23 protein-coding genes are annotated in these 24,664 nt (G+C 58.8%); 10 read left to right on the top strand and 13 right to left on the bottom strand.

Annotation, left to right across the window (positions count from 1 at the left end; all coding sequences use genetic code 11):
• Positions 1-15 precede the first annotated feature (15 nt).
• The 5 genes from ACA061_RS00115 to ACA061_RS00095 form a co-directional block, all read right to left on the bottom strand.
• A complete protein-coding gene (locus ACA061_RS00115) occupies positions 16-750 on the bottom strand; it encodes an iron-containing redox enzyme family protein (RefSeq protein ID WP_497300351.1) in 735 nt (244 codons plus the stop codon).
• Positions 728-1,396, bottom strand: a complete 669-nt coding sequence (locus ACA061_RS00110; RefSeq protein WP_497300350.1) for a hypothetical protein — start codon at positions 1,394-1,396, stop codon at positions 728-730. Before ACA061_RS00110 ends, ACA061_RS00115 begins: the two co-directional genes overlap by 23 nt.
• A gap of 279 nt (positions 1,397-1,675) precedes the next feature.
• On the bottom strand, positions 1,676-2,233 hold the full coding sequence (gene tsaC, locus ACA061_RS00105) for an L-threonylcarbamoyladenylate synthase type 1 TsaC (RefSeq protein WP_150603674.1): 558 nt from the start codon (positions 2,231-2,233) through the stop codon (positions 1,676-1,678).
• Between the two features lie 55 nt (positions 2,234-2,288).
• A complete protein-coding gene (dprA, locus tag ACA061_RS00100; protein WP_497302004.1) occupies positions 2,289-3,389 on the bottom strand; it encodes a DNA-processing protein DprA in 1,101 nt (366 codons plus the stop codon).
• An 81-nt stretch (positions 3,390-3,470) separates the two neighbouring features.
• On the bottom strand, positions 3,471-4,496 hold the full coding sequence (locus tag ACA061_RS00095; RefSeq protein WP_497300349.1) for a LysM peptidoglycan-binding domain-containing protein: 1,026 nt from the start codon (positions 4,494-4,496) through the stop codon (positions 3,471-3,473).
• A gap of 159 nt (positions 4,497-4,655) precedes the next feature.
• Between ACA061_RS00095 and def the strand changes: the two genes are divergently transcribed.
• The 5 genes from def to ACA061_RS00070 all read left to right on the top strand — a co-directional run bounded on the left by def (position 4,656) and on the right by ACA061_RS00070 (position 9,381).
• On the top strand, positions 4,656-5,162 hold the full coding sequence (gene def / locus ACA061_RS00090; protein ID WP_150603671.1) for a peptide deformylase: 507 nt from the start codon (positions 4,656-4,658) through the stop codon (positions 5,160-5,162).
• Positions 5,163-5,233: 71 nt separating this feature from the next.
• Entirely contained in the window at positions 5,234-6,193 is a 960-nt protein-coding gene (fmt, locus tag ACA061_RS00085; RefSeq protein WP_497300348.1) for a methionyl-tRNA formyltransferase, read from the top strand.
• A complete protein-coding gene (gene rsmB, locus ACA061_RS00080) occupies positions 6,190-7,500 on the top strand; it encodes a 16S rRNA (cytosine(967)-C(5))-methyltransferase RsmB (protein WP_150616976.1) in 1,311 nt (436 codons plus the stop codon). The genes fmt and rsmB overlap by 4 nt, the downstream gene beginning before the upstream one ends.
• 22 nt (positions 7,501-7,522) lie before the next feature.
• Positions 7,523-8,899, top strand: a complete 1,377-nt coding sequence (gene trkA / locus ACA061_RS00075; RefSeq protein ID WP_150593319.1) for a Trk system potassium transporter TrkA — start codon at positions 7,523-7,525, stop codon at positions 8,897-8,899.
• Positions 8,900-9,066: 167 nt separating this feature from the next.
• Positions 9,067-9,381 (top strand): tetratricopeptide repeat protein, encoded by a 315-nt coding sequence (locus tag ACA061_RS00070; protein WP_042556911.1) that lies wholly within the window; start codon positions 9,067-9,069, stop codon positions 9,379-9,381.
• Between the two features lie 15 nt (positions 9,382-9,396).
• Here the strand turns inward: ACA061_RS00070 and ACA061_RS00065 are convergent, their stop codons facing one another.
• The 3 genes from ACA061_RS00065 to ACA061_RS00055 form a co-directional block, all read right to left on the bottom strand.
• Positions 9,397-9,636: a PilZ domain-containing protein gene (locus tag ACA061_RS00065; RefSeq protein WP_150616975.1), complete on the bottom strand. Its 240-nt coding sequence runs from the start codon at positions 9,634-9,636 to the stop codon at positions 9,397-9,399.
• 108 nt (positions 9,637-9,744) lie between these two features.
• On the bottom strand, positions 9,745-10,632 hold the full coding sequence (locus ACA061_RS00060; protein WP_497300347.1) for a lysophospholipid acyltransferase: 888 nt from the start codon (positions 10,630-10,632) through the stop codon (positions 9,745-9,747).
• A 40-nt stretch (positions 10,633-10,672) separates the two neighbouring features.
• Entirely contained in the window at positions 10,673-11,230 is a 558-nt protein-coding gene (locus ACA061_RS00055; protein WP_150603665.1) for a DNA-3-methyladenine glycosylase I, read from the bottom strand.
• A gap of 81 nt (positions 11,231-11,311) precedes the next feature.
• On the opposite strand from ACA061_RS00055, the gene glyQ reads away from it, so the two are divergent.
• From glyQ to ACA061_RS00035, 4 genes are all read left to right on the top strand, one after another.
• Positions 11,312-12,265, top strand: a complete 954-nt coding sequence (glyQ, locus tag ACA061_RS00050) for a glycine--tRNA ligase subunit alpha (protein ID WP_025112261.1) — start codon at positions 11,312-11,314, stop codon at positions 12,263-12,265.
• Positions 12,262-14,316 carry a glycine--tRNA ligase subunit beta gene (glyS, locus tag ACA061_RS00045; protein ID WP_150603664.1) on the top strand — a complete coding sequence of 685 codons (2,055 nt, stop codon included), beginning with the start codon at positions 12,262-12,264 and terminating at the stop codon, positions 14,314-14,316. Before glyQ ends, glyS begins: the two co-directional genes overlap by 4 nt.
• A gap of 4 nt (positions 14,317-14,320) precedes the next feature.
• The gene (gene gmhB, locus ACA061_RS00040) at positions 14,321-14,860 is read left to right on the top strand and encodes a D-glycero-beta-D-manno-heptose 1,7-bisphosphate 7-phosphatase (RefSeq protein WP_497300346.1); all 540 of its coding nucleotides are present in this window, start codon (positions 14,321-14,323) and stop codon (positions 14,858-14,860) included.
• 83 nt (positions 14,861-14,943) lie between these two features.
• Positions 14,944-15,723: a lysophospholipid acyltransferase family protein gene (locus ACA061_RS00035; RefSeq protein WP_150616972.1), complete on the top strand. Its 780-nt coding sequence runs from the start codon at positions 14,944-14,946 to the stop codon at positions 15,721-15,723.
• Positions 15,724-15,891: 168 nt separating this feature from the next.
• Here ACA061_RS00035 and ACA061_RS00030 read toward each other — a convergent pair whose 3' ends face one another.
• Positions 15,892-17,424, bottom strand: a complete 1,533-nt coding sequence (locus ACA061_RS00030; RefSeq protein ID WP_497300345.1) for a sensor histidine kinase — start codon at positions 17,422-17,424, stop codon at positions 15,892-15,894.
• A 167-nt stretch (positions 17,425-17,591) separates the two neighbouring features.
• Here ACA061_RS00030 and ACA061_RS00025 point away from each other — a divergent pair, with 167 nt between their 5' ends.
• Positions 17,592-18,311 (top strand): response regulator transcription factor, encoded by a 720-nt coding sequence (locus ACA061_RS00025; protein ID WP_150616970.1) that lies wholly within the window; start codon positions 17,592-17,594, stop codon positions 18,309-18,311.
• A gap of 145 nt (positions 18,312-18,456) precedes the next feature.
• Here ACA061_RS00025 and gyrB read toward each other — a convergent pair whose 3' ends face one another.
• Genes gyrB through dnaA form a run of 4 tightly spaced genes read right to left on the bottom strand, consistent with a single transcriptional unit; the run spans position 18,457 to position 24,664 of the window.
• The gene (gene gyrB / locus ACA061_RS00020) at positions 18,457-20,874 is read right to left on the bottom strand and encodes a DNA topoisomerase (ATP-hydrolyzing) subunit B (RefSeq protein WP_150603659.1); all 2,418 of its coding nucleotides are present in this window, start codon (positions 20,872-20,874) and stop codon (positions 18,457-18,459) included.
• A gap of 5 nt (positions 20,875-20,879) precedes the next feature.
• Positions 20,880-21,983 (bottom strand): DNA replication/repair protein RecF, encoded by a 1,104-nt coding sequence (gene recF, locus ACA061_RS00015; RefSeq protein ID WP_150595884.1) that lies wholly within the window; start codon positions 21,981-21,983, stop codon positions 20,880-20,882.
• Between the two features lie 14 nt (positions 21,984-21,997).
• Positions 21,998-23,101, bottom strand: a complete 1,104-nt coding sequence (dnaN, locus tag ACA061_RS00010) for a DNA polymerase III subunit beta (RefSeq protein WP_042556902.1) — start codon at positions 23,099-23,101, stop codon at positions 21,998-22,000.
• A gap of 39 nt (positions 23,102-23,140) precedes the next feature.
• Positions 23,141-24,664 carry a chromosomal replication initiator protein DnaA gene (gene dnaA, locus ACA061_RS00005; protein WP_150616969.1) on the bottom strand — a complete coding sequence of 508 codons (1,524 nt, stop codon included), beginning with the start codon at positions 24,662-24,664 and terminating at the stop codon, positions 23,141-23,143.

Below are 24,664 nucleotides of genomic sequence, written 5' to 3'. Positions count from 1 at the left end.
ATCGCCGTAAAGGACTCATGAGTTATCCAGTGCGTGCAGGAAGTCATAGCGCGGCGCGAGGCCGTTTTGCCAGGCCTCATACTGTTCATAGACGGCTTCAAGCATATTGCCGGTCAGGCGCAAACTGGTTTCCATCACGGTAGCAACGGCGTCCCAATCGGATTGATCTTTGCAAGTTCGCTGCAGGATGAGTTTGATCTCGTTGAAGTGTTCGATATCAATATCGGAGTGAGCAATAAAGAATGTCAGCTGAGCCGATTTTAACGACAATGTTTCACTCAAGCTATTAATAATCGGATTAATAAATTGATAGGCGTTCTCTGCCCAATAACTGTACCCCAGCCGTTGCAGCGGATTACCGGTAAAAGATATCCAGTATAAATAGGCGATTAACACTTCGGTTGCCGGAAGTGCCGTCGGTATATCGAAGACTTCATTCTTGAGGCCCAGACTCATGACGTCATGCAGTGCCATCTTTTCATGGCCAACTTCTTGCGCCGCATGCTCAAAACAAAACTTTGCATACACCGGATTATCAGCATGTCGCACACCCACCAAACCCTGGTTTCGCGCATTGTGTGCGGTGTAGTGAAACGTCTCGATCATGTAAATCGCATACAAGGCCTTCGAAACGCTGCCGCCGCGGATGGCTTTTACCAAGCGCGAGTTATCGAGAATATCGGCCCATAACTGTTCGATTCGTTCGTCCAGCAGGATCAACTGTTGTTCAAAACTGGCGTGCGCGGTCATCGTGATGCTCCGGTGGATTCAGGGCTGTGTGGGCGGGTTGCTGAACGGCTGCGAGGATCTGCGGCCATTGCGCCGAGAGCAGCCAATAATCAGCACGTGCGCGTTGTTCGATATGCAGGGAGTCGGTGGTGATCGATGTCAGACCGAAGCGCTGGAACAGTCGTCGTTGGGGTGATCGGCACAGGGCGATGACGCCCTCATAACCGCGCTTGATCGCCCACTCGGTGGCCGATGCCAGCAGGCAGTTGACCGACACCGGCAGCTGACCATGGGAGAGGGTGATCAACCGGCTGAACTCGACATGACGCGACAGTGCCTGGGTTGGCGAAAGATGCTGATGCGCCAGTGATGCCCATTCAAAAGGTGAGGGAGTCACCCTCAATACCGCCATCAACCGGTCTTGTTGATAGAGCAGAAAGTGAGTGCTGCGGGCCGTTATCGCCAAGCTGGTTTCCAGCAAACGGGCTCTGGAGGTCAGCATGTAATGTTGCAGTCGCAGCCGAAACTGCCGACCAATAAACCGCTCGAACTCTCGCGTGTCTGATCCGGCTTCAAGAGTAACCACACGACAGTCTTCATGCTGACGTTTTAATGTCGCCTGAAGTGCATGCAGATAATCCGTGAGTTGTAAATCCGTAGTATCCATTCCTTCTCCGCAGACGTTAACTTATCGAAGTTTTCTGAGCGCATTGAAATAATGGATGCTTTTAGAAATATCGCCACTGCGCGATTTCTGATAATGACGTAGGAAAAATTACTGAAACTGAATGTTCGTCGATTAGTCCGACACGGCAAAGACAGATATAAACAAAGAGTTGTTGTACTTTGATGATTACTTGAAGGAAAAATCGCAGGTATAGGTAGTACTTCTCGCCTTGAAAGCCGAGGAGTACTACCTATATCTATATAAGCTCGAAACAGAACGTCAGTCAGGACGAATGACGTTACCGCTGGCCAAGTCACGGATCACGCTGGGGTTCTTGCGCCCACCCAGTTCTCCACCCAGGACCAGATCAATCTGTCCGCGGAAATACTGCTCGACCCTCAAACGCGTGCGCGCCGCCGGACGTCCTTGCGGGTTGGCCGAGGTCGAAATCAGTGGCCCTACCATTGAGCACAAGTCTCGCACCTGCGGGTGATCGCTGACCCGCAGCGCGACGGTGTCATGCACCCCGGTGACCCATTCCGGCAACAAGTTCTGATGCGGTACCAGCCAGGTGTTCGGTCCTGGCCAGGTGCTGGACATGCGGTCGATCCAGTCCTGCGGGAAGTCTTCAAACAGAAAGTCGAACTGGCGAATATTGTCGGCGACCAGAATCAGGCCCTTGTCGACCGAACGATTCTTGATCGCCAGCAGCCGATCCACCGCTTCTTCATTCCACGGATCGCAACCCAGCCCCCAGACAGCTTCGGTTGGATAGGCAATCACCGCCCCGGCGCGAATCTCTCGCGCGGCTTGTTGCACACGCCAACTGTTGACCATGAAAAAACTCTCCACAAACAGGTTTCGCGCAGTTTACCGATCTTCCTTGTAAAACCTAGCTCGTCCTGGCCAGCCAGCGACCGTTTTCACACACCGCACGGCCATCCATTTCCAGTTCAGTAAGGGCCGCCAACACTTTGGGCAAGGCCCAGCCACTGCTATCAGCCAAGCCCTCGCTGGTATGCGGTGCGGCGTGCAGCAGCGTGAGCAGTGGATGAGTCTCTTGGGGAGTGTCCGTAGACATCGGTAAATGCTGCCAGCCGCGCAAGGCTTCAAGAATGTGCTCGATGGTTTCCACCAGCACCGCGCCATCGCGAATCAACTGGTGACAGCCCCGTGCGCCGGGGTGATGAATCGAGCCGGGAATGGCGTAAACCTCTCGTCCCTGTTCCGCCGCCAGCCGCGCGGTGATCAGCGAACCACTGGCGACACTCGCCTCTACCACCAGCACGCCAAGGGACAAACCACTGATGATCCGGTTGCGCCGCGGGAAGTTGCTGGCGCTCGGGCCGGCATCCAGCGGAAACTCCGAAAGCACTGCGCTGCCCGAGGCAATCATCGCGTCGGCCAGCCGCTGATTGCGCTGTGGATAAAAATTTTCCAGGCCGGTGCCCAGCACACCCACGGTTTGCCCGCCAACATCCAGCGCGGCCTGATGCGCGGCGGCATCAATGCCCAGCGCCAGACCACTGGTGATGACAAAACCGGCGCCCGCCAGGCAGCGAGAGAAGGCTGCGGCGGTGTCCATTCCCGGACGCGAAGCACGGCGGCTGCCAACCATCGCCAGTTGCGGTTTTTCAAGAATCAGTGGATCACCCGCGACAAACAACAGCGGCGGTGGATCCGGAATCTGTGCGAGCAGCACCGGATAGTCCGCTTGATCCCACATCAGTAAATGTTGATTGGGCCGCTCTAGCCAGCGCATTGCGTGACTGGCGCCATCGCGCACTTCGGGACATCGCCGCGACTCGGCACACGCCGCCGGCAATCCCAGCGAACGCCAGGCACTGGCCGGGGCGCTGATGGCTTTGGACGCCGAGCCAAAGGCTTCGAGCAATTTTAGGAAGCGCTTCGGACCGATTGTCGGCAAGCGATGCAGGCGCAGGCGCGCTTCCAGTTCCGCAGGGGAAACTGGCGTACAGGCTGACAGCATAATGGATCAATCCTTGATCGTTATAAGCTCCGAACCATTCGGAGCAAGCTGTGGATAACTCTGTTGGTAACTTGTGAAGCACGCTTACGGATTTCGCACCTTGTCGAGCACCGCCAATGAGCGCGAGGCGTTAAGGACGAGGCCGTAGCTGAGTTTGTCGTAGGTGCGGAATACCATCAGCAAGCCGGCGCGTTCGTCGGGGATTTTCAGGGGCTGACCGGTGATCCGGTCGCGCACGGTTTCGCCGGTTTTCATCACCACCAGCACATTGCCTTCAGCCAGGCCGTCACGCTTGCCCTTGTTCAGGGTGACCACGTCCATTGCACCAATCTGGGTGACACCGCGCGGCACGTCGATGATGACGCCGTTGATGTCGCTGGTCGGCGCGCTGGGCATGAAGCTCGAGTTGATCGAGCGCTCTTCGCCGCTGAACAAGCGGTCCCCAAGGCGTACTTCCTGGGTGGTGCGTTGCAGGGCGAGGGTGGCGACATCGCCCTCGGTGGCAACGATTTCGCCACCACCGATGTCATCGGCATTGATCCCGAGAAACTCCTTGGTCTGCGGATCGGTGTAGACCTTGCCCTGTCGGAAGATGCCGTACACCGGCTGATCCGGGTCGAAGTGGCCACGAGCGAAAATACGGTCGCCGGTACCGCTGAGCACCCGTTCGGCATCGCCGGCGACGATGTACGGCGCCTTGTCGAAGTCTTCGGCCTTGTCGACGATGCGATTGCTCAACAGAAAGCTGTCGATGGATTTGAGTGGAATGCTCGGAATCGCCTCGGCCACCGGGCTGGTGCGAATGCGTGGCGAGAGCTTGATGGTGCCGCGCGACTCGCCGCGATTGAGGGTCAGGCGCGGCTGGCCGTTGACGTAACTGAGCGTCAGCGTGTCGCCGGGATAGATCAGGTTGGGGTTCTCGATCTGCGGATTAGCCCGCCACAGTTGTGGCCACTGCCAGGGCTCGCGCAGGTATTTGCCGGAAATGTCCCAGAGGGTGTCCCCCGAAACCACCGTGTATTGCTGTGGAAAACCATCCCTGAGTTGCACTTGCCCGTGCGCCGCGCCAGCCGAAGCCAACAGCAGCAGGGCGAGTAGTGTTTTCCTCATGCAGTGAATCCCTTTATCATGTGCGCTCGCGTGAATCGTCAGAGCCCCCGTGGCTCGCTTGAGCAAAATGCACAAGCTACGCTTCACAACGGTAGCCTGCATCTTCGGACCTGCCAGGCCATCGACCCGACTTTACTCAACACGTGCAGCAATCAGCCTATGGCCATTTTAAACATCCTCGAATTTCCGGACCCGCGTCTGCGTACTATCGCCAAGCCTGTGGCTGTAGTGGACGACGAAGTGCGTCAGTTGGTCGATGACATGTTTGAAACAATGTATGAAGCGCCGGGCATCGGCCTCGCCGCGACCCAGGTCAACGTGCACAAACGTATCGTCGTGATGGACCTTTCCGAAGACCGTACCGAGCCACGGGTGTTCATCAACCCCGAGTTCGAATCGCTGACCGAAGAAATGGATCAGTATCAGGAAGGCTGCCTTTCGGTGCCGGGTTTCTATGAAAACGTCGACCGTCCGCAGAAGGTCAGGATCAAGGCGCTGGACCGCGACGGCAAGCCCTATGAGCTGATCGCCGAAGGCCTGCTCGCGGTGTGCATCCAGCACGAATGCGACCACCTCAATGGCAAATTGTTCGTCGATTACCTGTCCACGCTCAAACGCGACCGGATCAAGAAGAAACTGGAAAAGCTCCATCGCCAGAACGCTTGATGCCCTCCTTCAAAGGCTTGCTGCGGCAAGCCTTTTTCTTTTTATGAAGCTTTGCCATAGAGAGCCATTCAATGACCGAGCCACTGCGCATCGTTTTTGCCGGCACCCCGGAATTCGCCGCCGAGCACCTCAAGGCCCTGCTGAGCAGCCCTTACGAGATCGTTGCGGTCTACACCCAACCGGATCGTCCGGCCGGTCGCGGGCAAAAACTGATGCCGAGCCCGGTTAAACAGCTGGCGCTGGAAAATAATATCCAGGTGTTGCAGCCGCCGACGTTGCGCAACGCTGACGCTCAGGCTGAACTAGCTGCATTGAAGCCGGACTTGATGGTGGTGGTCGCCTACGGCCTGATCCTGCCGCAAGTGGTGCTCGATATTCCGCGTCTGGGCTGCATCAACAGCCACGCATCCTTGCTGCCACGCTGGCGCGGGGCGGCGCCGATCCAGCGCGCCGTCGAAGCGGGCGATGCCGAAAGCGGCGTGACCGTGATGCGCATGGAAGCCGGCCTCGACACCGGTCCGATGTTGCTCAAGGTCGTCACGCCGATCACCGGCGAAGACACCGGCGGCACGCTGCACGACCGTCTCGCCGAGATGGGCCCACCCGCGGTGGTGCAAGCGATTGCCGGTCTGGCTGCTGGCACTCTTGAAGGCGAAGTGCAGAACGACGACCTCGCCACCTACGCGCACAAACTGAACAAGGACGAAGCACGCATCGACTGGAGCCGCCCGGCCGTCGAGCTGGAACGTCTGGTTCGCGCTTTCAATCCGTGGCCGATCACCCACAGCACCCTCAACGGTGAAGCATTGAAAGTGCTCGCGGCGACTGTAGCTCAGGGCAACGGCGCACCGGGTGAAATCCTCAGCGCCAGCAAGGACGGTTTGATCGTCGCGTGCGGCGAGCAAGCGCTGTGCCTGACCCGCCTGCAATTGCCAGGCGGCAAGGCGCTGAACTTCAGCGACCTGTTCAACAGTCGCCGCGAGAAGTTCGCCGTCGGCACCATTCTCGGCGCAGCGGTGGACGCACAATGAATCCGCGTCTGGCCGCCGCCAAGGCACTCGCCGCCGTACTCAGCGGCAAAGCCTCGCTCAACAGCTCTCTGCCGACGCAACTGGACAAGGTCGAGGATCGCGATCGCGGTTTCACTCAGGATCTGGCGTTCGGCACTGCACGCTGGCAGCCACGGCTGTCGGCGCTGGCGGAAAAACTCCTGCAGAAGCCGTTCAAGGCTGCGGATGCCGATGTCGAGGCGCTGCTGCTGGTCGGCCTCTATCAGTTGCTCTACACCCGTGTCCCGGCCCACGCAGCCATCGGTGAAACCGTCGGTTGCGCCGACAAGCTGAAAAAGCCTTGGGCCAAGGGCCTGCTCAATGCCGTACTGCGCAATGCCCAGCGTGAAAGCGAAACGATTTTCGCCGAGCTGGAACGCGATCCCGTGGTACGCACCGCCCACCCACGCTGGCTGCAAAAATCCCTGAAGGCTTTCTGGCCAGAGCAGTGGGAAGCGATCTGCGAAGCGAACAACGCGCATCCGCCAATGATTCTGCGGGTCAACCGTCGCCATCACAGCCGCGACGCCTACCTCGGTCTGCTGACTGAAGCCGGTATCGCCGCAACGCCGTGTGTCTTCAGCGCCGACGGCATCATTCTTGAAGCCGCTGCCGATGTGCGCAGCCTGCCGGGGTTCGCCGAAGGCTGGATCAGCGTGCAAGACGAAGCCGCACAACTGGCTGCCGATCTGCTCGATCTGGCGCCGGGCCAACGCGTGCTCGACGCCTGCTGCGCACCCGGTGGCAAGACTTGCCACATCCTTGAAGCCGAGCCTGCACTGGCCGGCGTGGTGGCGGTGGATCTGGAAGCCAAGCGTCTGGTGCGCGTGCGAGAAAACCTCGAACGCCTCGGCCTCAGCGCCGAGCTGATCGCTGCCGACGGTCGTGATATCGAGAAATGGTGGGATGGCAAACCGTTCCAGCGCATCCTGCTCGACGCACCGTGCTCGGCCACCGGGGTGATCCGCCGTCATCCGGACATCAAACTGACCCGTCAGCCCGACGACATCGTCGCCCTCGCGCAACTGCAAGGTGAGTTGCTCGAGGCGATGTGGAAAACCCTCGAAGTCGGCGGCATCCTGCTTTACGCCACCTGCTCGACCCTGCCGACCGAGAACACCGAAGTCATTGCCGCGTTCCTTGAGCGCACCCCTGGCGCACGCGAGCTGGACTTGGCCACGACCGCCGGGATCAAGCAGCCCCATGGTCGCCAACTGCTGGCCCAGCAGGGCGGGCATGACGGGTTCTACTACGCCAAACTGATCAAGATCGCTGCCGCACGCGGCTAAACGGATTCATTGGAGTGACTGGATGAAAATCATCATCCTCGGTGCAGGACAGGTCGGCGGTTCGCTGGCTGAACACTTGGCGAGCGAAGCCAATGACATCACGGTGGTCGACACCGATGGCGAGCGCTTGCGCGACCTTGGTGATCGCCTCGACATCCGCACCGTGCAGGGCCGTGGCTCGCTGCCGTCGGTGCTGCGCCAGGCCGGCGCCGACGACGCCGACATGCTGGTGGCGGTGACCAACAGCGACGAAACCAACATGGTCGCCTGCCAGGTCGCCCACACGTTGTTCCACACCCCGACCAAGATCGCCCGGGTGCGCGAAGCGTCCTATCTGAACCGCGAAGAGCAGCTGTTCCAGAACGAAGCCATTCCGGTCGACGTGTTGATCAGCCCCGAGCAAGTGGTGACCAACTACATCAAACGCCTGATCCAGCATCCCGGTGCTTTGCAGGTGATCGACTTCGCCGAAGGCAAGGCGCAACTGGTGGCCGTGCGCGCTTACTACGGCGGGCCTCTGGTGGGTCAGCAACTGCGGCAATTGCGCGAGCACATGCCGAATGTCGAGACCCGCGTCGCTGCGATTTTCCGCCGCGATCGACCGATTTTGCCGCAAGGCAATACGGTGATCGAAGCCGATGACGAAGTCTTCTTCATCGCTGCGCGTGAGGATATTCGCGCCGTGATGAGCGAAATGCGCCGTCTCGATGAGACTTACAAGCGCATCGTCATCGCCGGCGGCGGGCAGATCGGCGAGCGGCTGGCCGAAGCCATTGAAAGCCGTTATCAGGTGAAGATCATCGAGATGAGCCCGGCGCGCTGCCGCTATCTCTCCGACACCCTCGACAGCACCGTGGTGTTGCAGGGCAGCGCCTCGGATCGCGACTTGCTGATGGAAGAGAACATCGCCGACGCGGATATTTTCCTCGCACTGACCAACGACGACGAAGCCAACATCATGTCGTCGCTGCTGGCCAAACGGCTGGGGGCGAAGAAGGTGATGACGATCATCAACAACCCGGCTTACGTCGACCTGATCCAGGGCGGCGACATCGACATTGCCATCAGCCCGCAACTGGCGACCATCGGCACGCTGCTGGCCCACGTGCGCCGTGGCGATATCGTCAGCGTGCACTCATTGCGTCGCGGTGCGGCGGAAGCGATCGAGGCGATTGCCCACGGTGATGCCAAGTCGAGCAAGGTCATCGGCAAGCCCATCGAGAAAATCGGCCTGCCGCCGGGCACCACCATCGGCGCGGTGATCCGCAATGATCAAGTGATCATTGCCCACGACGATACGGTGATCGAAGCGGGCGACCATGTGATTCTGTTCCTTGTGGATAAAAAGCATATTCGTGATGTGGAGAAGCTGTTCCATGTGGGGTTGAGCTTTTTCTGATCCGGATTATCTGGTGATCAGACTGGCCCTATCGCTGGCAAGCCAGCTCCCACAGGTTTTTGGTTGTTCACAAATGTGATGCCCAGCAGAGATCCCTGTGGGAGCTGGCTTGCCAGCGATGGTGGCGCCACACATCTTCCCTGACACACCCGAAAAGGACTCAACCCATGCTCGAATCCCTGGAAAAAATGCTCGCCAAGGGTGTGGATAACTCCCTGCTGCGCTTCGGCTTGGGCAAGGGTTATCTGGATCTTGGGGAAAACGCCAAGGCCGCCGAGCATTTCCAGCGCTGCGTCGGCTTCGATCCGAAATACTCGGCAGCCTGGAAACTGTTGGGCAAGGCGCAACTGGCGCAGGGCGATCACGCCGCCGCGCGTCAGGCGTGGGAACACGGTCTGGAAGCCGCCCGCGCCCATGGCGACAAGCAGGCCGAGAAAGAAATGACGGTGTTTCTGAAGAAGCTCGATCGTCAGGCGCAATAAGTCAGCGGATCTTACTCACAAGTAGCGCAGGCCGATCCCCTCGGCATCCACCGTCACCACTTCCATCCGCACTCGCGGCGCGCCTGCGGGTAAATCCTGCACCTGGCCATAGACCACAGCGCCTTTGGGCAACGAGGCAAGGCGCGGATGCTGGACATAGACGCCGGTGGGCGACAGGTTGCGGGTCTCACCCAAGCATTCGCCGAAGCTGTCGTGGGTGATCTTGATGCGGAATGATTTGCGGTGTTCGGACATCTTCTCGCGCCCTTTGATGAACGGGTTGTGGATAACCGCAGGCGCAAGATCAAAAGATCGCGCCCTGCGGCAGCTCCTACTGGTTATCCACAGAGTGTGCCAATTTGCTCAGTACCAGCGTTCTTCGCCCGGTGGACGCTTCTTGAAGCGCTTCATGCTCCAAATGTACTGGCTTGGATAAGCGGCGACGTAGCGCTCGACGACTTTACTCATCGCGGCGCAGGACTCTGCCGTATCGGTGCTGTACATCGCTTCCGGCGCGGCTTCAAGGATCACCTTGTAGCCGGAGCCATCGGGCAGACGCAGCGCATGCAGAAACACGCCAACGGCTTTGCCACCGGCCAACATGTTCGGCACGAATTTGCTGGTCAGCGCCTGCGTAGCAAAGAACGGCACGAAAATGCCCGCTGATTCGGCCGGTTCCGGGTCAGCGGGAATGCCCACTGCACCACCTTTGCGCACTTCCTTGATGACGCTGAGAATGCCTTCCTTGGTCGACGCCGCGACTTTGTTGCCCAGTTGTACGCGTTGCTTGCGCAGCAATTCATCCACAGCCTTGAGCTTGGGTGGGCGATAGAAAATGATCGGTTTGCACTGGCTGCAATAGAAGTGGTTGAGCACTTCCCAATTGCCCAGGTGACTGGTGATGCCGACCACGCCTTTGCCCGAGGCCAATGCGTCTTTGAGCACGTCGAGGCCTTCGACTTCGCGCACCAGATCGATGGAGCGCTGCGCCGGCCAGATCCACGCGCAGGCGCTTTCGGTCAGGGACTTGCCGATGTCTTTCAGACTCTGGCCAACCAGACGCTCGCGCTCGGTCGGGTCCATCTGTGGAAAACATTTGGCGAGGTTGATCCGCACTACATCGCGGGAGCGGTTGGGGGTTTTCCACATGATCCAGCCAATTGCCGAACCCACGGCCTGCACCGCCCGCCATGGCAGCAGGGCAAACAGCCGCAGAGCGCCTACCAGCAAGGCGCCTTTAAACTTTTCCACAGGTCACTCCTGATCTTGTGCTGTGCGCGAGGCGGCCATTCTAACCGCCGTTGACGAGCTGCGCGTAGCGGTCGCAGTCGCGGGTGTGATCCATGACCATGCCAGAGGCCTGCATCAGCGCGTAGCAAATGGTCGGACCGACGAACGTGAAGCCAGCCTTTTTCAGGCCTTTGCTCATCGCCAGCGCTTCGGGGGTGATCGCCGGGACTTCGCTGCGATCCTTGAAATGATTGATGATCGGCTGGCCGCCGACGAACGACCAGAGAAACGTCACCGGATCTTCCAGCGCCAGCCAGGCCTGGGCATTACGCCGGGCGGCATTGAGTTTGAGGCGGTTGCGGATGATCCCCGGATCGAGCATCAATTCTTCGATTTCGGCGTCGCTCATCTGCGCCACACGTTGCACATCAAAGCCGAACAACACCTCACGATAGCGCTCGCGTTTGCGCAACACGGTGATCCAGGAAAGCCCGGCCTGGAACCCTTCGAGCAAAAGCAACTCGAACAAACCCTGCGCATCGCGTAGCGGCGTGCCCCACTCCTGATCGTGATAAGCCATGTACAACGGATCTTCGGTACACCAAAAGCAGCGTGGCATAAGGCTCCAGGGGGTGGAGGTGCGACTGAATCGGGTATACTCCCGCTCTTTAAATCGCAGCCCAAGAAACAGGTGAATTTCGTGAGCCAGCCTACGCCAGCCGTGCGTACCTTCCAAGACTTGATCCTCGCGCTCCAGCAATACTGGGCCGAGCAAGGTTGTGTGGTACTTCAGCCCTACGATATGGAAGTAGGCGCCGGCACTTTCCACACCGCGACCTTCCTGCGCGCCATCGGCCCGGAAACCTGGAACGCCGCCTACGTGCAGCCAAGCCGCCGTCCGACTGACGGCCGTTACGGCGAAAACCCGAACCGTCTGCAGCACTACTATCAGTTCCAGGTCGTCCTGAAGCCGAACCCGGACAACTTCCAGGAACTGTACCTGGGCTCCCTCAAGCATGTCGGCCTGGACCCGTTGGTCCACGACATTCGCTTCGTCGAAGACAACTGGGAATCGCCGACCCTCGGCGCCTGGGGTCTGGGCTGGGAAGTCTGGCTGAACGGCATGGAAGTGACTCAGTTCACTTACTTCCAGCAGGCGGGCGGCATCGAGTGCTACCCGGTGACCGGCGAAATCACCTACGGTCTCGAACGTCTGGCCATGTACCTGCAAGGTGTGGATTCGGTCTACGACCTGGTCTGGGCTGACGGTCCGATGGGCAAAGTCACCTACGGCGATGTGTTCCACCAGAACGAAGTGGAGCAATCCACCTATAACTTCGAACACGCCAACGTCGACAAACTGTTCGAACTGTTCGACTTCTATGAAAGCGAAGCCAAGCGCCTGATCGAACTCGACCAGCCGTTGCCGCTGCCGAGCTACGAAATGGTCCTGAAGGCCTCGCACACCTTCAACCTGCTGGATGCGCGCCGGGCAATCTCGGTGACCGCGCGTCAGCAATACATCCTGCGCGTACGCACCCTGGCGCGTTCCGTTGCGCAAGCCTACCTGCTGGCGCGTGCCAAGCTGGGCTTCCCGATGGCGACCCCGGACCTGCGTGACGAAGTACTGGCCAAGCTGGAGGCTGCACAATGAGTGCGCAAGATTTTCTGGTTGAACTGGGCACCGAAGAACTGCCACCCAAAGCGCTGAACACTTTGGCTGATGCGTTCCTCGCCGGTATCGACAAGGGCCTGCAAGCTGCCGGCCTGAGCTATGAAGCAAAAACCGTCTACGCCGCGCCGCGTCGTCTGGCTGTGTTGATTACCGCGCTGGCCACCCAGCAACCGGATCGCAGCATCAACCTCGACGGCCCGCCACGTCAGGCGGCTTTCGATGCCGACGGCAATCCGACCCAGGCAGCCTTGGGTTTTGCCAAGAAGTGCGGCGTCGATCTGAGCGAAATCGATCAGAGCGGCCCGAAGCTGCGTTACAGCCAAAGCATCGCCGGCAAGCCGACCGCGAGCCTGCTGCCGACCATCGTCGAAGATTCGCTGAACGACCTGCCGATCCCGAAACGCATGCGTTGGGGTGCGCGCAAAGAAGAGTTCGTGCGTCCGACCCAATGGCTGGTGATGCTGCTCGGTGACCAGGTCATCGACTGCACCATCCTTGCGCAGAAGGCTGGCCGTGATTCCCGTGGTCACCGCTTCCACCATCCGGAAAACGTACGCATCGGTTCGCCGGCAAGCTACCTCGCCGATCTGCGTGCCGCTTATGTTCTGGCCGACGCCAACGAGCGTCGCGAGATCATCAGCAAGCGCACTGAAGAGCTGGCCACCCGTCAGGAAGGCACCGCAATCGTTCCGCCGGCGCTGCTCGACGAAGTGACCGCGCTGGTTGAGTGGCCGGTGCCGCTGGTGTGCTCGTTCGAGGAACGTTTCCTCGACGTGCCGCAAGAAGCGCTGATCACCACCATGCAGGACAACCAGAAGTACTTCTGCCTGCTGGATGCCGACGGCAAGTTGCTGCCACGTTTCATCACTGTGGCCAACATCGAAAGCAAAGACCCGCAGCAGATCATCGCCGGTAACGAGAAAGTGGTTCGCCCACGCCTGACCGACGCCGAGTTCTTCTTCAAGCAAGACAAGAAGCAGAAACTCGAAGTGTTCAACGAGCGCCTGAAGAACGTGGTGTTCCAGGAAAAACTCGGCAGCGTCTATGACAAGGCCGAGCGCGTTTCGAAACTGGCGGCTTACATCGCCGCACGCATCGGCGGCAACGCTTCGTGGGCTGCCCGCGCAGGCTTGCTGTCGAAGTGCGACCTGTCCACCGAAATGGTCGGCGAGTTCCCGGAGATGCAAGGTGTCGCCGGCTACTACTACGCCCTCAATGACGGCGAGCCGCAAGACGTCGCGCTGGCGCTGAACGAGCAGTACATGCCACGCGGTGCCGGTGCTGAACTGCCTGCGACCCTGACCGGTGCGGCTGTTGCGATCGCTGACAAACTCGACACTCTGGTCGGTATCTTCGGTATCGGCATGCTGCCAACCGGCAGCAAAGACCCGTATGCCCTGCGTCGCGCGGCACTGGGCGTGCTGCGTATCCTGATCGAGAAACAACTGGATCTGGACCTGAACGACGCCGTGGCTTTCGCCGTGAATGCGTTCGGTACCAAGGTCAAGGCTGCCGGCCTGAATGAGTCGGTACTGGAATTCATCTTCGACCGTCTGCGCGCGCGTTACGAAGACGAAGGCGTCGATGTTGCCACTTACCTGTCGGTACGTGCCCTGAAGCCGGGTTCGGCGCTGGACTTCGACCAGCGTGTGCAAGCGGTGCAAGCCTTCCGCAAACTGCCGGAAGCGGCAGCGCTGGCGGCGGTGAACAAGCGGGTTTCCAACCTGCTGAGCAAAGTTGAAGGCGCCGTGCCAAGCGTGGTTGAAGCCAAGTACTTCGACAACGCCAACGAGTTCTCGCTGTACTCGGCGATCCAGCAAGCGGATCAGGCTGTGCAGCCAATGGCTGCGGCGCGTCAGTACAACGAATCGCTGGCACGCCTTGCGGCACTGCGCGAGCCGGTTGATGCGTTCTTCGACGCGGTGATGGTCAATGCCGAAGACGCCAAAGTGCGAGCGAACCGTTACGCGCTGCTGGCGCGTCTGCGTGGCCTGTTCCTGGGTGTTGCCGACATTTCGCTGCTGGGTTGAGGGATTGCTGTTGAAACTGCTGATTCTCGATCGGGACGGAGTGATCAATTACGACTCCGACGCTTACATCAAGTCGGTGGAGGAGTGGATTCCTTTGCCCGGCTCGATCGAAGCGATTGCGCAGTTGAGCAAGGCCGGCTGGACGGTGGCGATCGCCACCAACCAGTCGGGCATCGCTCGCGGTTACTACGACCTCGCCACCCTCGACGCCATGCACGCGCGTTTTCGCGCATTGGTGGCGGAGCAGGGCGGTGAAGTCGGGCTGATCGTGTACTGTCCGCATGGGCCGGACGAGGGTTGCGATTGTCGCAAACCGAAACCGGGCATGTTGAAAACCATTGCGCAGCATTACAACGTGCCGCTGACCAATGTCTGGTTCGTCGGCGACAGCCTTGGTGACCTGGAGGCTGCCAAAGCCGTCGATTCACAGCCAGTTTTGGTAAAGACCGGAAAAGGCGAAAAGACTCAGGGCAAAACCCTGCCGGTTGGCACTCTGATTTTTGACGATCTCGCGGCGATTGCCGCAGAACTTATCCACAACTAGAGTACTTCTGAAATTCCTGACCAGGGATTGATCGGGAGTGCGCTTGAACAGACGGGCATTGCCCCGTAACGGTAAACGTCGCCATGTCGATACTGCGGGCCATCAGAATCTTCCTCTTTTACCTGCTGCTGGGCACCACGTCTCTGTTGTGGTGCAGCCTGAGCTTTTTCATCGCGCCCTTTTTGCCGTTCAAGGCGCGTTATCGTTTTATCAACGTGTACTGGTGCCGTTGCGCCTTGTGGTTGACCAAGGTGTTCCTCGGTATCCGTTACGAAATCAAAGGCGCGGATAACGTGCCAGACCGGCCCTGCGTGATTCAGTCGAACCACCAGAGCACTTGGGAGACGTTTTTTCTCTCCGCTTATTTCTCGCCTTTGAGCCAGGTGCTCAAGCGCGAATTGCTGTTCGTGCCGTTCTTCGGCTGGGCAATGGCCATGCTGCGACCGATCGCGATTGATCGCGACAACCCGAAAGCTGCGCTCAAGCAAGTCGCGGCAAAAGGTGATGAGTTGCTCAAAGACAATGTCTGGGTGCTGATCTTTCCGGAAGGCACTCGCGTGCCCTACGGCACTGTCGGAAAATTCTCCCGCAGTGGCAGCGCTTTGGCGGTGAATGCCGAGCTTCCGGTACTGCCGATTGCACACAATGCTGGCAAATTCTGGCCAAAAACCGGTTGGGCGAAGAAGTCTGGGGTAATCACTGTGGTCATTGGCGAACCGATGTACGCCGAAGGTACTGGGCCGCGAGCCATTGCAGCGTTGAATGACCGGGTGCAAGCCTGGAACGAGCAGACGCAACGGGAAATGGGTTCATTGCCACCCGCGCCACAGGCACCCGCTGCAAGTGACCAGATCGCTGTCTGAGATTTTGTGGATAACCTGTGTACGCTTTTGTTGAAAAAGCTTGAATATTAGATATAACTTACTGATTTACTTATATATTTCTCAAGATCATAAAACACCGTAAAAGGTGCATAAGTTTTTTTTGGATGTAAAAAAACCGGCTGATATAGCCGGTTTTTTTGTGCCTGTTCATTCAACGAACAGCGGCAACTCAAGCCTGAACGTCGTGCCTTGATCGACCACACTGCGGCATTCGATTCTGCCGCCATGGTGATCGACCACGGCTTTAACCATCGACAGGCCCAGGCCAACGCCATCAATGCCCTGAGCCGAAGAAAAGCGCCGGTATTGGCTGAACAGGTCGGGCAGTTCCGCGGCAGCAATGCCTTTGCCCTGATCAATCAGCTCGCAGCGCAGCCAATCGTCCTGACACGTGACGCGCAACTGAATCGTGGTGTCAGCCGGGCTGTACTTGATGGCGTTTTCCAGCAGATTGAACAACGCACGGGTCAGCAAGCCTTGGTCAGCAGACACCAGCCGTTCCTGGGACTGCTCGTCCATGTCGTGCAGCAGTTCGATGCGTTTCTGCTGAGCGATCGGCAAGGCCTGATCGAGCACATCCAGCACCAGCATCCCGAACAACGTCGGCTGGAACTGATACGCCTCGGATTCAGCCCGCGCCAGCAACACAAAGCCGTCGGTCAGATCCAGAGCCTGGCGAACCTGACGCTCTATTTGTTCGAACAATGGCGCATCGGCTCCGGCCTGATGACGATGCACATCGAGCAACGCAAGAATCGCCGAATGGGGGGCACGCAAATCATGCGAGAGGAAGCGCAACAAGACGCCGCGTTGTTCCTCGGCGGCGCGCTCGGCACTCAGGTCGGTCAAACTCAGCAGCCAGCCGATTGGCGTGTCACCGTCCACCGGCAGCAGCGCAGCACGCTCAAGGCGCAGGCTGCGCTCCTTGTGATCGCGAAATTCCAGCAACGGCAGTGCGGATAACAGGGGACGCGGGGCTGTGGACAACTCTGGATATCCGAGCAGCGCCAGCTGATCGAGAACGTCGTCACCCACCAAAGCATGATCGAACAGCTCGCGAGCCTTGCGATTGCCCAACAGGATCTGGCCCTTGGGATCGCTGATGAGCGTGGCGACGGGTAAATATTCCAGCCCGTCAGCGATAAAGCGCCGGGTATCGCGGGTACGACTCATGGCTTGTTCGAGCGCCATGATCTGGCGCTGCAAGTGATCAGCGCCGGTGAACTGTGCGCGGCGGCGTTCGGGAAAGACTTTCGGTTCGCTGTCCAGCCGCGCCAGCTCCCAACCGAAGTACGTCAGCACCACACTCAGGCGCCGCCAGTTCCAGATCAGATAGCCGAACAACATCCCCAGCACCGCTGGCGTCGGCGACCACCACTCGCGGATTTCCGCCAGTCCGGCGCTGGTCAGCAGCACGCAGGCCATACCGATCAGCGTCATCCAAAGGGCCAGGCGAGGACGCCACAACAGCAGCCCAAGAACACAAGCCACCAGGCCCACCGAGAGCAATGCACCAAAGACCGGGGATGCGTCATTCAGATTGACCTGCGCTCGATAAGATAACAGCGCAGTCAGCGGCAACAGCACTAGACTTATCCACAACCACTCGCGCACCAACTGGCGAAACAGTCGCTGCACCTGGCTCGGCTCGCGGCTTTCATGCCGTCTGCGGTCATTCATGGGAAAAAGGGCAGGGGGTGGTGAATGGTTTCATAGGTCACAGGTCTGATACTTGACCCGAAGAATCATAGCGGACGTCGACCAACGACGGGCCGCTTACTTTCCTGAGAATCGCCGAGCGACTATGGTTGACGGCCAACTGCCCCAGCAACAAGGAACCACCGCGTATGCGCGTTGCGATACTGGACGACGAACCTGCCGAACTGCGCCGGGTCGAGCAGACCCTGCAGCAAATGGCCGAACCCGGAGAACAGCCTTGGTCGCTACATAGCTTCGAACGCGGTGAAGACCTGCTGCGACAGTTGCGCCGGGAAACCTTCGACCTGCTGATTCTCGACTGGCAACTGCCCGACCTCACCGGGCTGGCCTTGTTGCGCTGGACCCGTGAACACATGGAGGCGCCACCAGCGGCGATCATGCTTACCAGCCGTGACGGCGAGAGCGATATCGTCCAGGCACTGAATGCTGGCGCAGACGATTACGTCAGCAAACCGTTCCGGCCCAATGAACTGAAAGCCCGAGTCGCCGCAGTATTACGCCGACACAGCCAGCCACGCAGCGCAGCGAACGAAGTGCTGAGCTTCAATGATTTGAAGTTCGACGATGCCGAGCTGACGGTCACCCGTGAGGGCAAACCGATCGTCATGACCGAACGCGAATACCGCCTCGCACGATGCCTGTTCAGCAACCTCGGCCGACCGCTGTCACGGGATTATCTGTATGAGCGCTTCTGGCCCCATGAAGAAGTCGCCTCGTCGCGGCCCTTGGACACGCACATCTATCGACTGCGCAACAAGCTGGGGCTGACAGCGGATCGCGGCTGGCAGCTGCTGACGATTTATGGGTACGGGTATCGGCTGGAAAGTGTGGCGACGGGACAAGAATAAAGATCAAAGGATCGCAGCCTTCGGCAGCTCCTACACGAGATAAAGATATCAATGTAGGAGCTGCCGAAGGCTGCGATCTTTTGACCTGCCAACAAAAAAAGGCCAACGCAAATGCGTTGGCCTTTTTTGTTGGTGCCGACCGGGATCAGAAATCCAGGTTGGATACTGCCAGCGCATTGCTCTCGATGAACTCACGGCGAGGTTCGACCGCATCACCCATCAGGGTGTTGAAGATCTGGTCCGCGCCAATGGCGTCTTCGATGGTGACCTTCAGCATGCGACGCGAGCTTGGGTCCATGGTGGTTTCCCACAGCTGATCCGGGTTCATTTCGCCCAGACCTTTGTATCGCTGGATGGTGTGGCGCTTGGTGCTTTCGGCCATCAGCCAGTCCAGGGCTTCCTTGAACTCGGTGACCGCTTTCTTGCGTTCGCCACGCTGGATGTATGCGCCGTCGTCGAGCAGGGTGCTCAGTTGAGCGCCGAGGGTGACGACAGTTTTGTAGTCGTTACTGCCGAAGAAGTCGCGGTTGAACGTCACGTAGTTCGACAGGCCGTGGGAGATCAATTCGACCTCTGGCAGCCACACGCCACGTTCACGATCTTCACGCAGGCTGGCCTTGTAGACCAGACCGGACTTCTCGACGGTACGCAGACGGACTTCGTACTGAGCCAGCCAGTCTTGCATCGCAGCATGGTCGCCGAGTTTTTCAAGGCTGACGGCCGGCAGGTAGATGAAGTGCTCGGTCAGTTCCTGTGGGTACAGGCGCGACAGACGCTTGAGAGTCTTCATCACCATGCGGAAGTCATTCACCAGACGTTCCAGCGCCGGGCCGGAAATGCCTGGCGCTTCTTCGTTCAGGTGCAGGCTCGCATCTTCCAGGGCCGACTGCGTCATGTACTCTTCCATGGCGTCGTCGTCTTTGATGTATTGCTCTTGCTTGCCTTTCTTGACCTTGTACAGCGGCGGCTGAGCGATGTAGATGTAGCCACGCTCGATCAACTCCGGCAACTGACGGAAGAAGAAGGTCAGCAGCAAAGTACGGATGTGCGAACCGTCGACGTCAGCATCGGTCATGATGATGATGTTGTGATAGCGCAACTTGTCGATGTTGTACTCGTCGCGACCGATGCCGCAGCCAAGCGCGGTGATCAAGGTGCCCACTTCCTGGGAAGAGATCATCTTGTCAAAGCGCGCCTTCTCGACGTTGAGGATCTTACCCTTCAACGGCAGGATGGCCTGGGTCCTGCGGTTACGTCCCTGCTTGGCAGAGCCGCCCGCGGAGTCACCTTCCACGAGGTACAGTTCAGACAGCGCCGGGTCTTTTTCCTGGCAGTCGGCCAGTTTGCCCGGCAGGCCGGCGATGTCCAGCGCGCCTTTGCGGCGGGTCATCTCGCGGGCCTTGCGCGCTGCTTCACGGGCACGTGCTGCATCGATCATCTTGCCGACAACGAGCTTGGCTTCGTTCGGGTTTTCCAGCAGGAAGTCGGAGAAGTATTTGCCCATTTCCTGTTCGACGGCGGTCTTCACTTCGGAAGAGACCAGCTTGTCTTTGGTCTGGGAGCTGAACTTCGGATCCGGCACTTTCACCGAAATGATCGCGGTCAGGCCTTCACGCGCATCGTCACCCGTGGTGGCGACTTTGTGCTTCTTCGCCAGGCCTTCAGCTTCGATGTAGGTATTCAGGTTACGCGTCAGTGCGGAACGGAAGCCCACCAGGTGAGTGCCGCCGTCGCGCTGCGGAATGTTGTTGGTGAAGCACAACAGGTTCTCGTTGAAGCTGTCGTTCCACTGCAGGGCGATTTCTACGCCGATGCCGTCTTCACGCTGGATGTTGAAGTGGAACACCTGGTTGACCGGAGTCTTGTTGGTGTTCAGGTATTCAACGAACGCACGCAAGCCACCTTCGTATTTGAACAGCTCTTCCTTGCCGCTGCGCTCGTCTTTAAGGACGATGCCGACACCGGAGTTGAGGAAGGACAGTTCACGAATGCGCTTGGCCAGGATGTCCCAGCTGAAGTGAATGTTCTTGAAGGTTTCATCGGAAGGGCGGAAGTGAATCTGCGTACCCGTGGTTTCGCTGTCGCCAACGATTTTCATCGGTTCTTGCGGAACACCGTGCACGTAAGTCTGTTCCCAGATCTTGCCGCTGCGGCGAACGGTCAGGATCAGCTCTTCAGACAGTGCGTTCACTACGGAAACACCTACACCGTGCAGACCACCGGATACCTTGTAGGAGTTGTCGTCGAACTTACCGCCAGCGTGGAGGACGGTCATGATGACCTCGGCGGCGGAAACACCTTCCTCTTTATGCACGTCTACCGGGATGCCACGGCCGTTGTCGCGAACGGTGATGGACTCATCCGGGTGGATGATGATGCTGATGTCATCGCAGTGGCCGGCGAGGGCTTCGTCGATCGAGTTGTCGACCACTTCGAACACCATGTGGTGCAGACCGCTGCCATCGTCGGTGTCACCAATGTACATACCGGGACGTTTGCGTACGGCATCCAGGCCTTTCAGCACTTTAATGCTCGTTGAGTCGTACGTATTTTCTTCGCTCAATGCCTTCACTCCCGATGGTCGTGGGTCTGGGTGATACGGCCCTGTTCCACGTGGAACAAAGCGACTGGCGTTTCCGTCTGCCAGCCTTCCCTCAATAATTCGTGATCTACACAGGTAATAAAAACCTGGCAGCGTAAGTCTTCCAACAAGCGGCACAGCGCGCGACGGTGGTTCTCGTCCAGCTCGGACGGCAAGTCATCCACCAGATAAATACACTGACCGCGACGGGCCTGGCTCACCAGATGCCCTTGGGCAATCCGCAATGCACAGACCACCAACTTCTGCTGACCCCGGGACAAAATGTCCGCGGCGTTGTGTGCACCCAATCTAAGACGCAAATCAGCTCGTTGTGGCCCAGCCTGGGTATGGCCGATCTGCTGATCCCGTTGCAGGGACCCAGCAAGTACGGCACTCAACTCCCGGTCTTTGTCCCAACCTCGGTAATAGCTGAGCGTCAAACCTTCGAGCTCAACCAGTTCGCTCAAGGTTTGTTCAAAGACTGGTTTCAAGGCTTTGATGTAAGCGCGGCGGTATTCATCGATTTCAGCGCTGGCCTGGCACAGTTCCCTGTCCCAAACCGCTTGTGAAACGGCGTCAAGTGTACCATGCCGCAGCCAAGAGTTTCTCTGGCGCAGGGCCTTCTGCAAGCGCTGCCAAGTGGCCATGAAGCGTGGCTCGACGTGGAACACGCCCCAATCGAGAAACTGCCGGCGAATCTTCGGCGCGCCTTCCAGCAAGCGGAAGCTGTCCGGGTTGATCAGCTGCAGCGGCAGGATTTCCGCGAGTTGCGCCGCGCTTCGGGCATTCTGGCCGTCGATGCGGATCTGGAACTCGCCCTGACGGTCGCGTGATATTCCCAAAGCACTGTGGCCACCCTCGGCCAATTCGACCTGACCGAACACGGTGCAGGCAAGTTGCTCGTACTGGATGACTGGCAACAGCCGCGTGCTACGAAACGAACGGGCAAGCCCCAGCAGGTGAATGGCTTCCAGAACACTGGTTTTGCCGCTGCCGTTGGCGCCGTAAAGGATGTTGATGCGGGGGGAGGGGGAGAAGGTCACCGGGTGCAGATTACGCACCGCGGTGACCGAAACACGACTTAAGGACATCCAGGATCAGCTGTTTACAGGCGCATCGGCATGACAACGTAAGCCGAATCGTCGTTGTCGGACTCTTGCACCAGCGCACTGCTGTTGGAGTCGGACAGGATCAGACGAACCTGCTCGGTGGTCATCACGCCCAGCACGTCGAGCAAGTAGCTCACGTTGAAGCCGATCTCCAGAGAGCCGCCGTTGTATTCAACGCCCACTTCTTCTTCCGCTTCTTCCTGCTCCGGGTTGTTGGCCTGGATCTTCAACTGACCACTGGCCAGTTGCAGACGGATACCGCGGTATTTCTCGTTGGACAGAATCGCGGTACGGCTGAACGCTTCACGCAGCGCCTGACGATCGCCCAGCACCAGCTTGTCGCCGCCCTTCGGCAGAACGCGCTCGTAGTCCGGGAACTTGCCGTCGACCAATTTCGAGGTGAAGGTGAATTCACCCGTGGTGGCGCGAATGTGATGCTGACCCAAGACGATGCTGACAATGCCGTCCGGCTCAGTGAGCAGACGTGCCAGTTCGAGAATACCTTTGCGCGGCACGATCACCTGGTGGCGATCCGGCTGACCGATATCGGCCTTCATCGAGCACATCGCCAGACGGTGACCATCGGTGGCCACTGCGCGGATGATGCCTTCGGAGACTTCCAGCAGCATACCGTTGAGGTAGTAACGCACGTCCTGTTGGGCCATGGCGAAGCTGGTGCGTTCGATCAAACGACGCAGTCTGCTCTGCTCCAGGCTGCAGGTCAGCGAGCCCGGGCCTTCTTCCACAGTCGGGAAATCATTGGCAGGCAGGGTCGACAGGGTGAAGCGGCTACGGCCAGCCTTCACCACCAGCTTCTGCTCGTCGACCTTGATGTCGATCAGTGCATCGTTGGGCAGGCTTTTGCAGATATCCATCAGCTTGCGCGCAGGCACGGTGATGGAACCTGTTTCAGCCGGCTCTTCAAGTTGCACACGACCGACCAGTTCGACTTCCAGGTCGGTACCGGTCAGCGACAATTGTTGGCCTTCGACAACCAGCAGCACGTTAGAGAGTACCGGCAAGGTCTGTCGGCGCTCAACGACGCCTGCGACCAGTTGCAGGGGTTTCAACAGGGCTTCGCGTTGAATGGTGAAATGCATGGTCTAGTCCCTTGCCTTAATAAGCTGCGCTGGTGTTCATCAAGTGGTCAGTGTACGCAGCAGGTTCTTGTAGTCCTCGCGGATGTCCGCGTCGGATTCCTTAAGTTCGTTGATCTTGCGGCAGGCGTGCAAAACAGTCGTGTGGTCGCGGCCGCCAAACACATCACCGATTTCCGGCAGGCTGTGGTTGGTCAGTTCTTTGGACAGCGCCATGGCGACCTGACGCGGACGTGCCACCGAGCGCGAACGGCGCTTGGACAGCAGATCGGAAATCTTGATCTTGTAGTACTCGGCGACGGTACGCTGAATGTTATCCACAGAGACCAGTTTGTCTTGCAACGCCAACAGGTCTTTCAGGGATTCGCGAATCAGCTCGATGGTGATGTCGCGGCCCATGAAGTGCGAGTGGGCAATCACGCGTTTTAGCGCGCCTTCCAGCTCACGGACGTTGGAGCGAATGCGCTGGGCAATGAAGAAAGCTGCATCGTGCGGCAAATCGACTTTGGCCTGGTCGGCCTTCTTCATCAGGATTGCTACACGGGTTTCCAGTTCCGGCGGCTCGACGGCAACGGTCAGGCCCCAGCCGAAGCGGGATTTCAGACGTTCTTCAAGGCCTTCGATTTCTTTCGGGTAGCGGTCACTAGTGAGAATGACCTGCTGGCCACCTTCAAGCAGAGCGTTGAAGGTGTGGAAAAACTCTTCCTGGGAACGTTCCTTCCGGGCAAAGAACTGAATGTCGTCGATCAGCAAGGCATCCACCGAACGGTAGAAGCGCTTGAACTCGTTGATGGCGTTCAGTTGCAGCGCCTTGACCATGTCGGCCACGAAACGCTCGGAATGCAGGTACACGACCTTCGCATTCGGGTTCTTCTTTAATAGATGGTTACCCACCGCGTGCATCAAGTGAGTTTTACCCAGGCCAACGCCACCATATAGGAAGAGTGGGTTGTAGCCATGCTTCGGGTTGTCCGCCACTTGCCAGGCCGCCGCGCGGGCGAGCTGGTTGGATTTACCTTCGACGAAGTTTTCAAAGGTGAACGTGCGGTTCAGGTAACTGGTGTGCTTGAGCGCACCTTCGACCTGCACAGTGCGCTGTTCGGCGCGAACCGGCGCCTGCTGCGACGCTGCACCGGCCATCGGGTCGAAGCTGTCGCGAGAAGGCTCTTCGCTGACTTCAGCAGTTCTCTGCGTCGAACGCTTCGCCGAAGTTGGCGCCGGGGCCGGCGCTGGCACGCTTGCCGGTGCGTTGTTGGCATGGGCCAGAGACGCTTGCGCAGCGGCTAACGGGGCATTCGGGGCCGCACGCGGAGCCGAGCTGCGTTTGCTACCTATTAATAAGGAAAGCGCCGGCGCCATACCGTTGCCGTGCTCATCCAGCAGTTCGAGGACGCGCCCAAGATACTTTTCGTTGACCCAGTCCAGCACAAAACGGTTCGGTGCATAGACGCGCAACTCGTCGCCTTCGGCTTCGACCTGTAGTGGACGGATCCAGGTGTTGAATTGTTGGGCAGGCAGCTCCTCGCGCAAAAGCTCCACGCACTGCTGCCAAAGTTCCACTGACAC

It is taken from the genome of Pseudomonas sp. LBUM1668, from assembly GCF_059695715.1.
This window is presented reverse-complemented; position numbering and strand designations above follow the sequence as displayed.

What these genes read in the sequence shown, in the direction of transcription:
- ACA061_RS00115 (WP_497300351.1), bottom strand. Translation starts at nt 750, where the DNA reads ATGACCGCGCACGCCAGTTTTGAACAACAGTTGATCCTGCTGGACGAA.
- ACA061_RS00110 (WP_497300350.1), bottom strand. Translation starts at nt 1,396, where the DNA reads ATGGATACTACGGATTTACAACTCACGGATTATCTGCATGCACTTCAG.
- tsaC (WP_150603674.1), bottom strand. Translation starts at nt 2,233, where the DNA reads ATGGTCAACAGTTGGCGTGTGCAACAAGCCGCGCGAGAGATTCGCGCC.
- ACA061_RS00095 (WP_497300349.1), bottom strand. Translation starts at nt 4,496, where the DNA reads ATGAGGAAAACACTACTCGCCCTGCTGCTGTTGGCTTCGGCTGGCGCG.
- def (WP_150603671.1), top strand. Translation starts at nt 4,656, where the DNA reads ATGGCCATTTTAAACATCCTCGAATTTCCGGACCCGCGTCTGCGTACT.
- fmt (WP_497300348.1), top strand. Translation starts at nt 5,234, where the DNA reads ATGACCGAGCCACTGCGCATCGTTTTTGCCGGCACCCCGGAATTCGCC.
- rsmB (WP_150616976.1), top strand. Translation starts at nt 6,190, where the DNA reads ATGAATCCGCGTCTGGCCGCCGCCAAGGCACTCGCCGCCGTACTCAGC.
- trkA (WP_150593319.1), top strand. Translation starts at nt 7,523, where the DNA reads ATGAAAATCATCATCCTCGGTGCAGGACAGGTCGGCGGTTCGCTGGCT.
- ACA061_RS00070 (WP_042556911.1), top strand. Translation starts at nt 9,067, where the DNA reads ATGCTCGAATCCCTGGAAAAAATGCTCGCCAAGGGTGTGGATAACTCC.
- ACA061_RS00065 (WP_150616975.1), bottom strand. Translation starts at nt 9,636, where the DNA reads ATGTCCGAACACCGCAAATCATTCCGCATCAAGATCACCCACGACAGC.
- ACA061_RS00055 (WP_150603665.1), bottom strand. Translation starts at nt 11,230, where the DNA reads ATGCCACGCTGCTTTTGGTGTACCGAAGATCCGTTGTACATGGCTTAT.
- glyS (WP_150603664.1), top strand. Translation starts at nt 12,262, where the DNA reads ATGAGTGCGCAAGATTTTCTGGTTGAACTGGGCACCGAAGAACTGCCA.
- ACA061_RS00035 (WP_150616972.1), top strand. Translation starts at nt 14,944, where the DNA reads ATGTCGATACTGCGGGCCATCAGAATCTTCCTCTTTTACCTGCTGCTG.
- ACA061_RS00030 (WP_497300345.1), bottom strand. Translation starts at nt 17,424, where the DNA reads ATGAATGACCGCAGACGGCATGAAAGCCGCGAGCCGAGCCAGGTGCAG.
- ACA061_RS00025 (WP_150616970.1), top strand. Translation starts at nt 17,592, where the DNA reads ATGCGCGTTGCGATACTGGACGACGAACCTGCCGAACTGCGCCGGGTC.
- recF (WP_150595884.1), bottom strand. Translation starts at nt 21,983, where the DNA reads ATGTCCTTAAGTCGTGTTTCGGTCACCGCGGTGCGTAATCTGCACCCG.
- dnaN (WP_042556902.1), bottom strand. Translation starts at nt 23,101, where the DNA reads ATGCATTTCACCATTCAACGCGAAGCCCTGTTGAAACCCCTGCAACTG.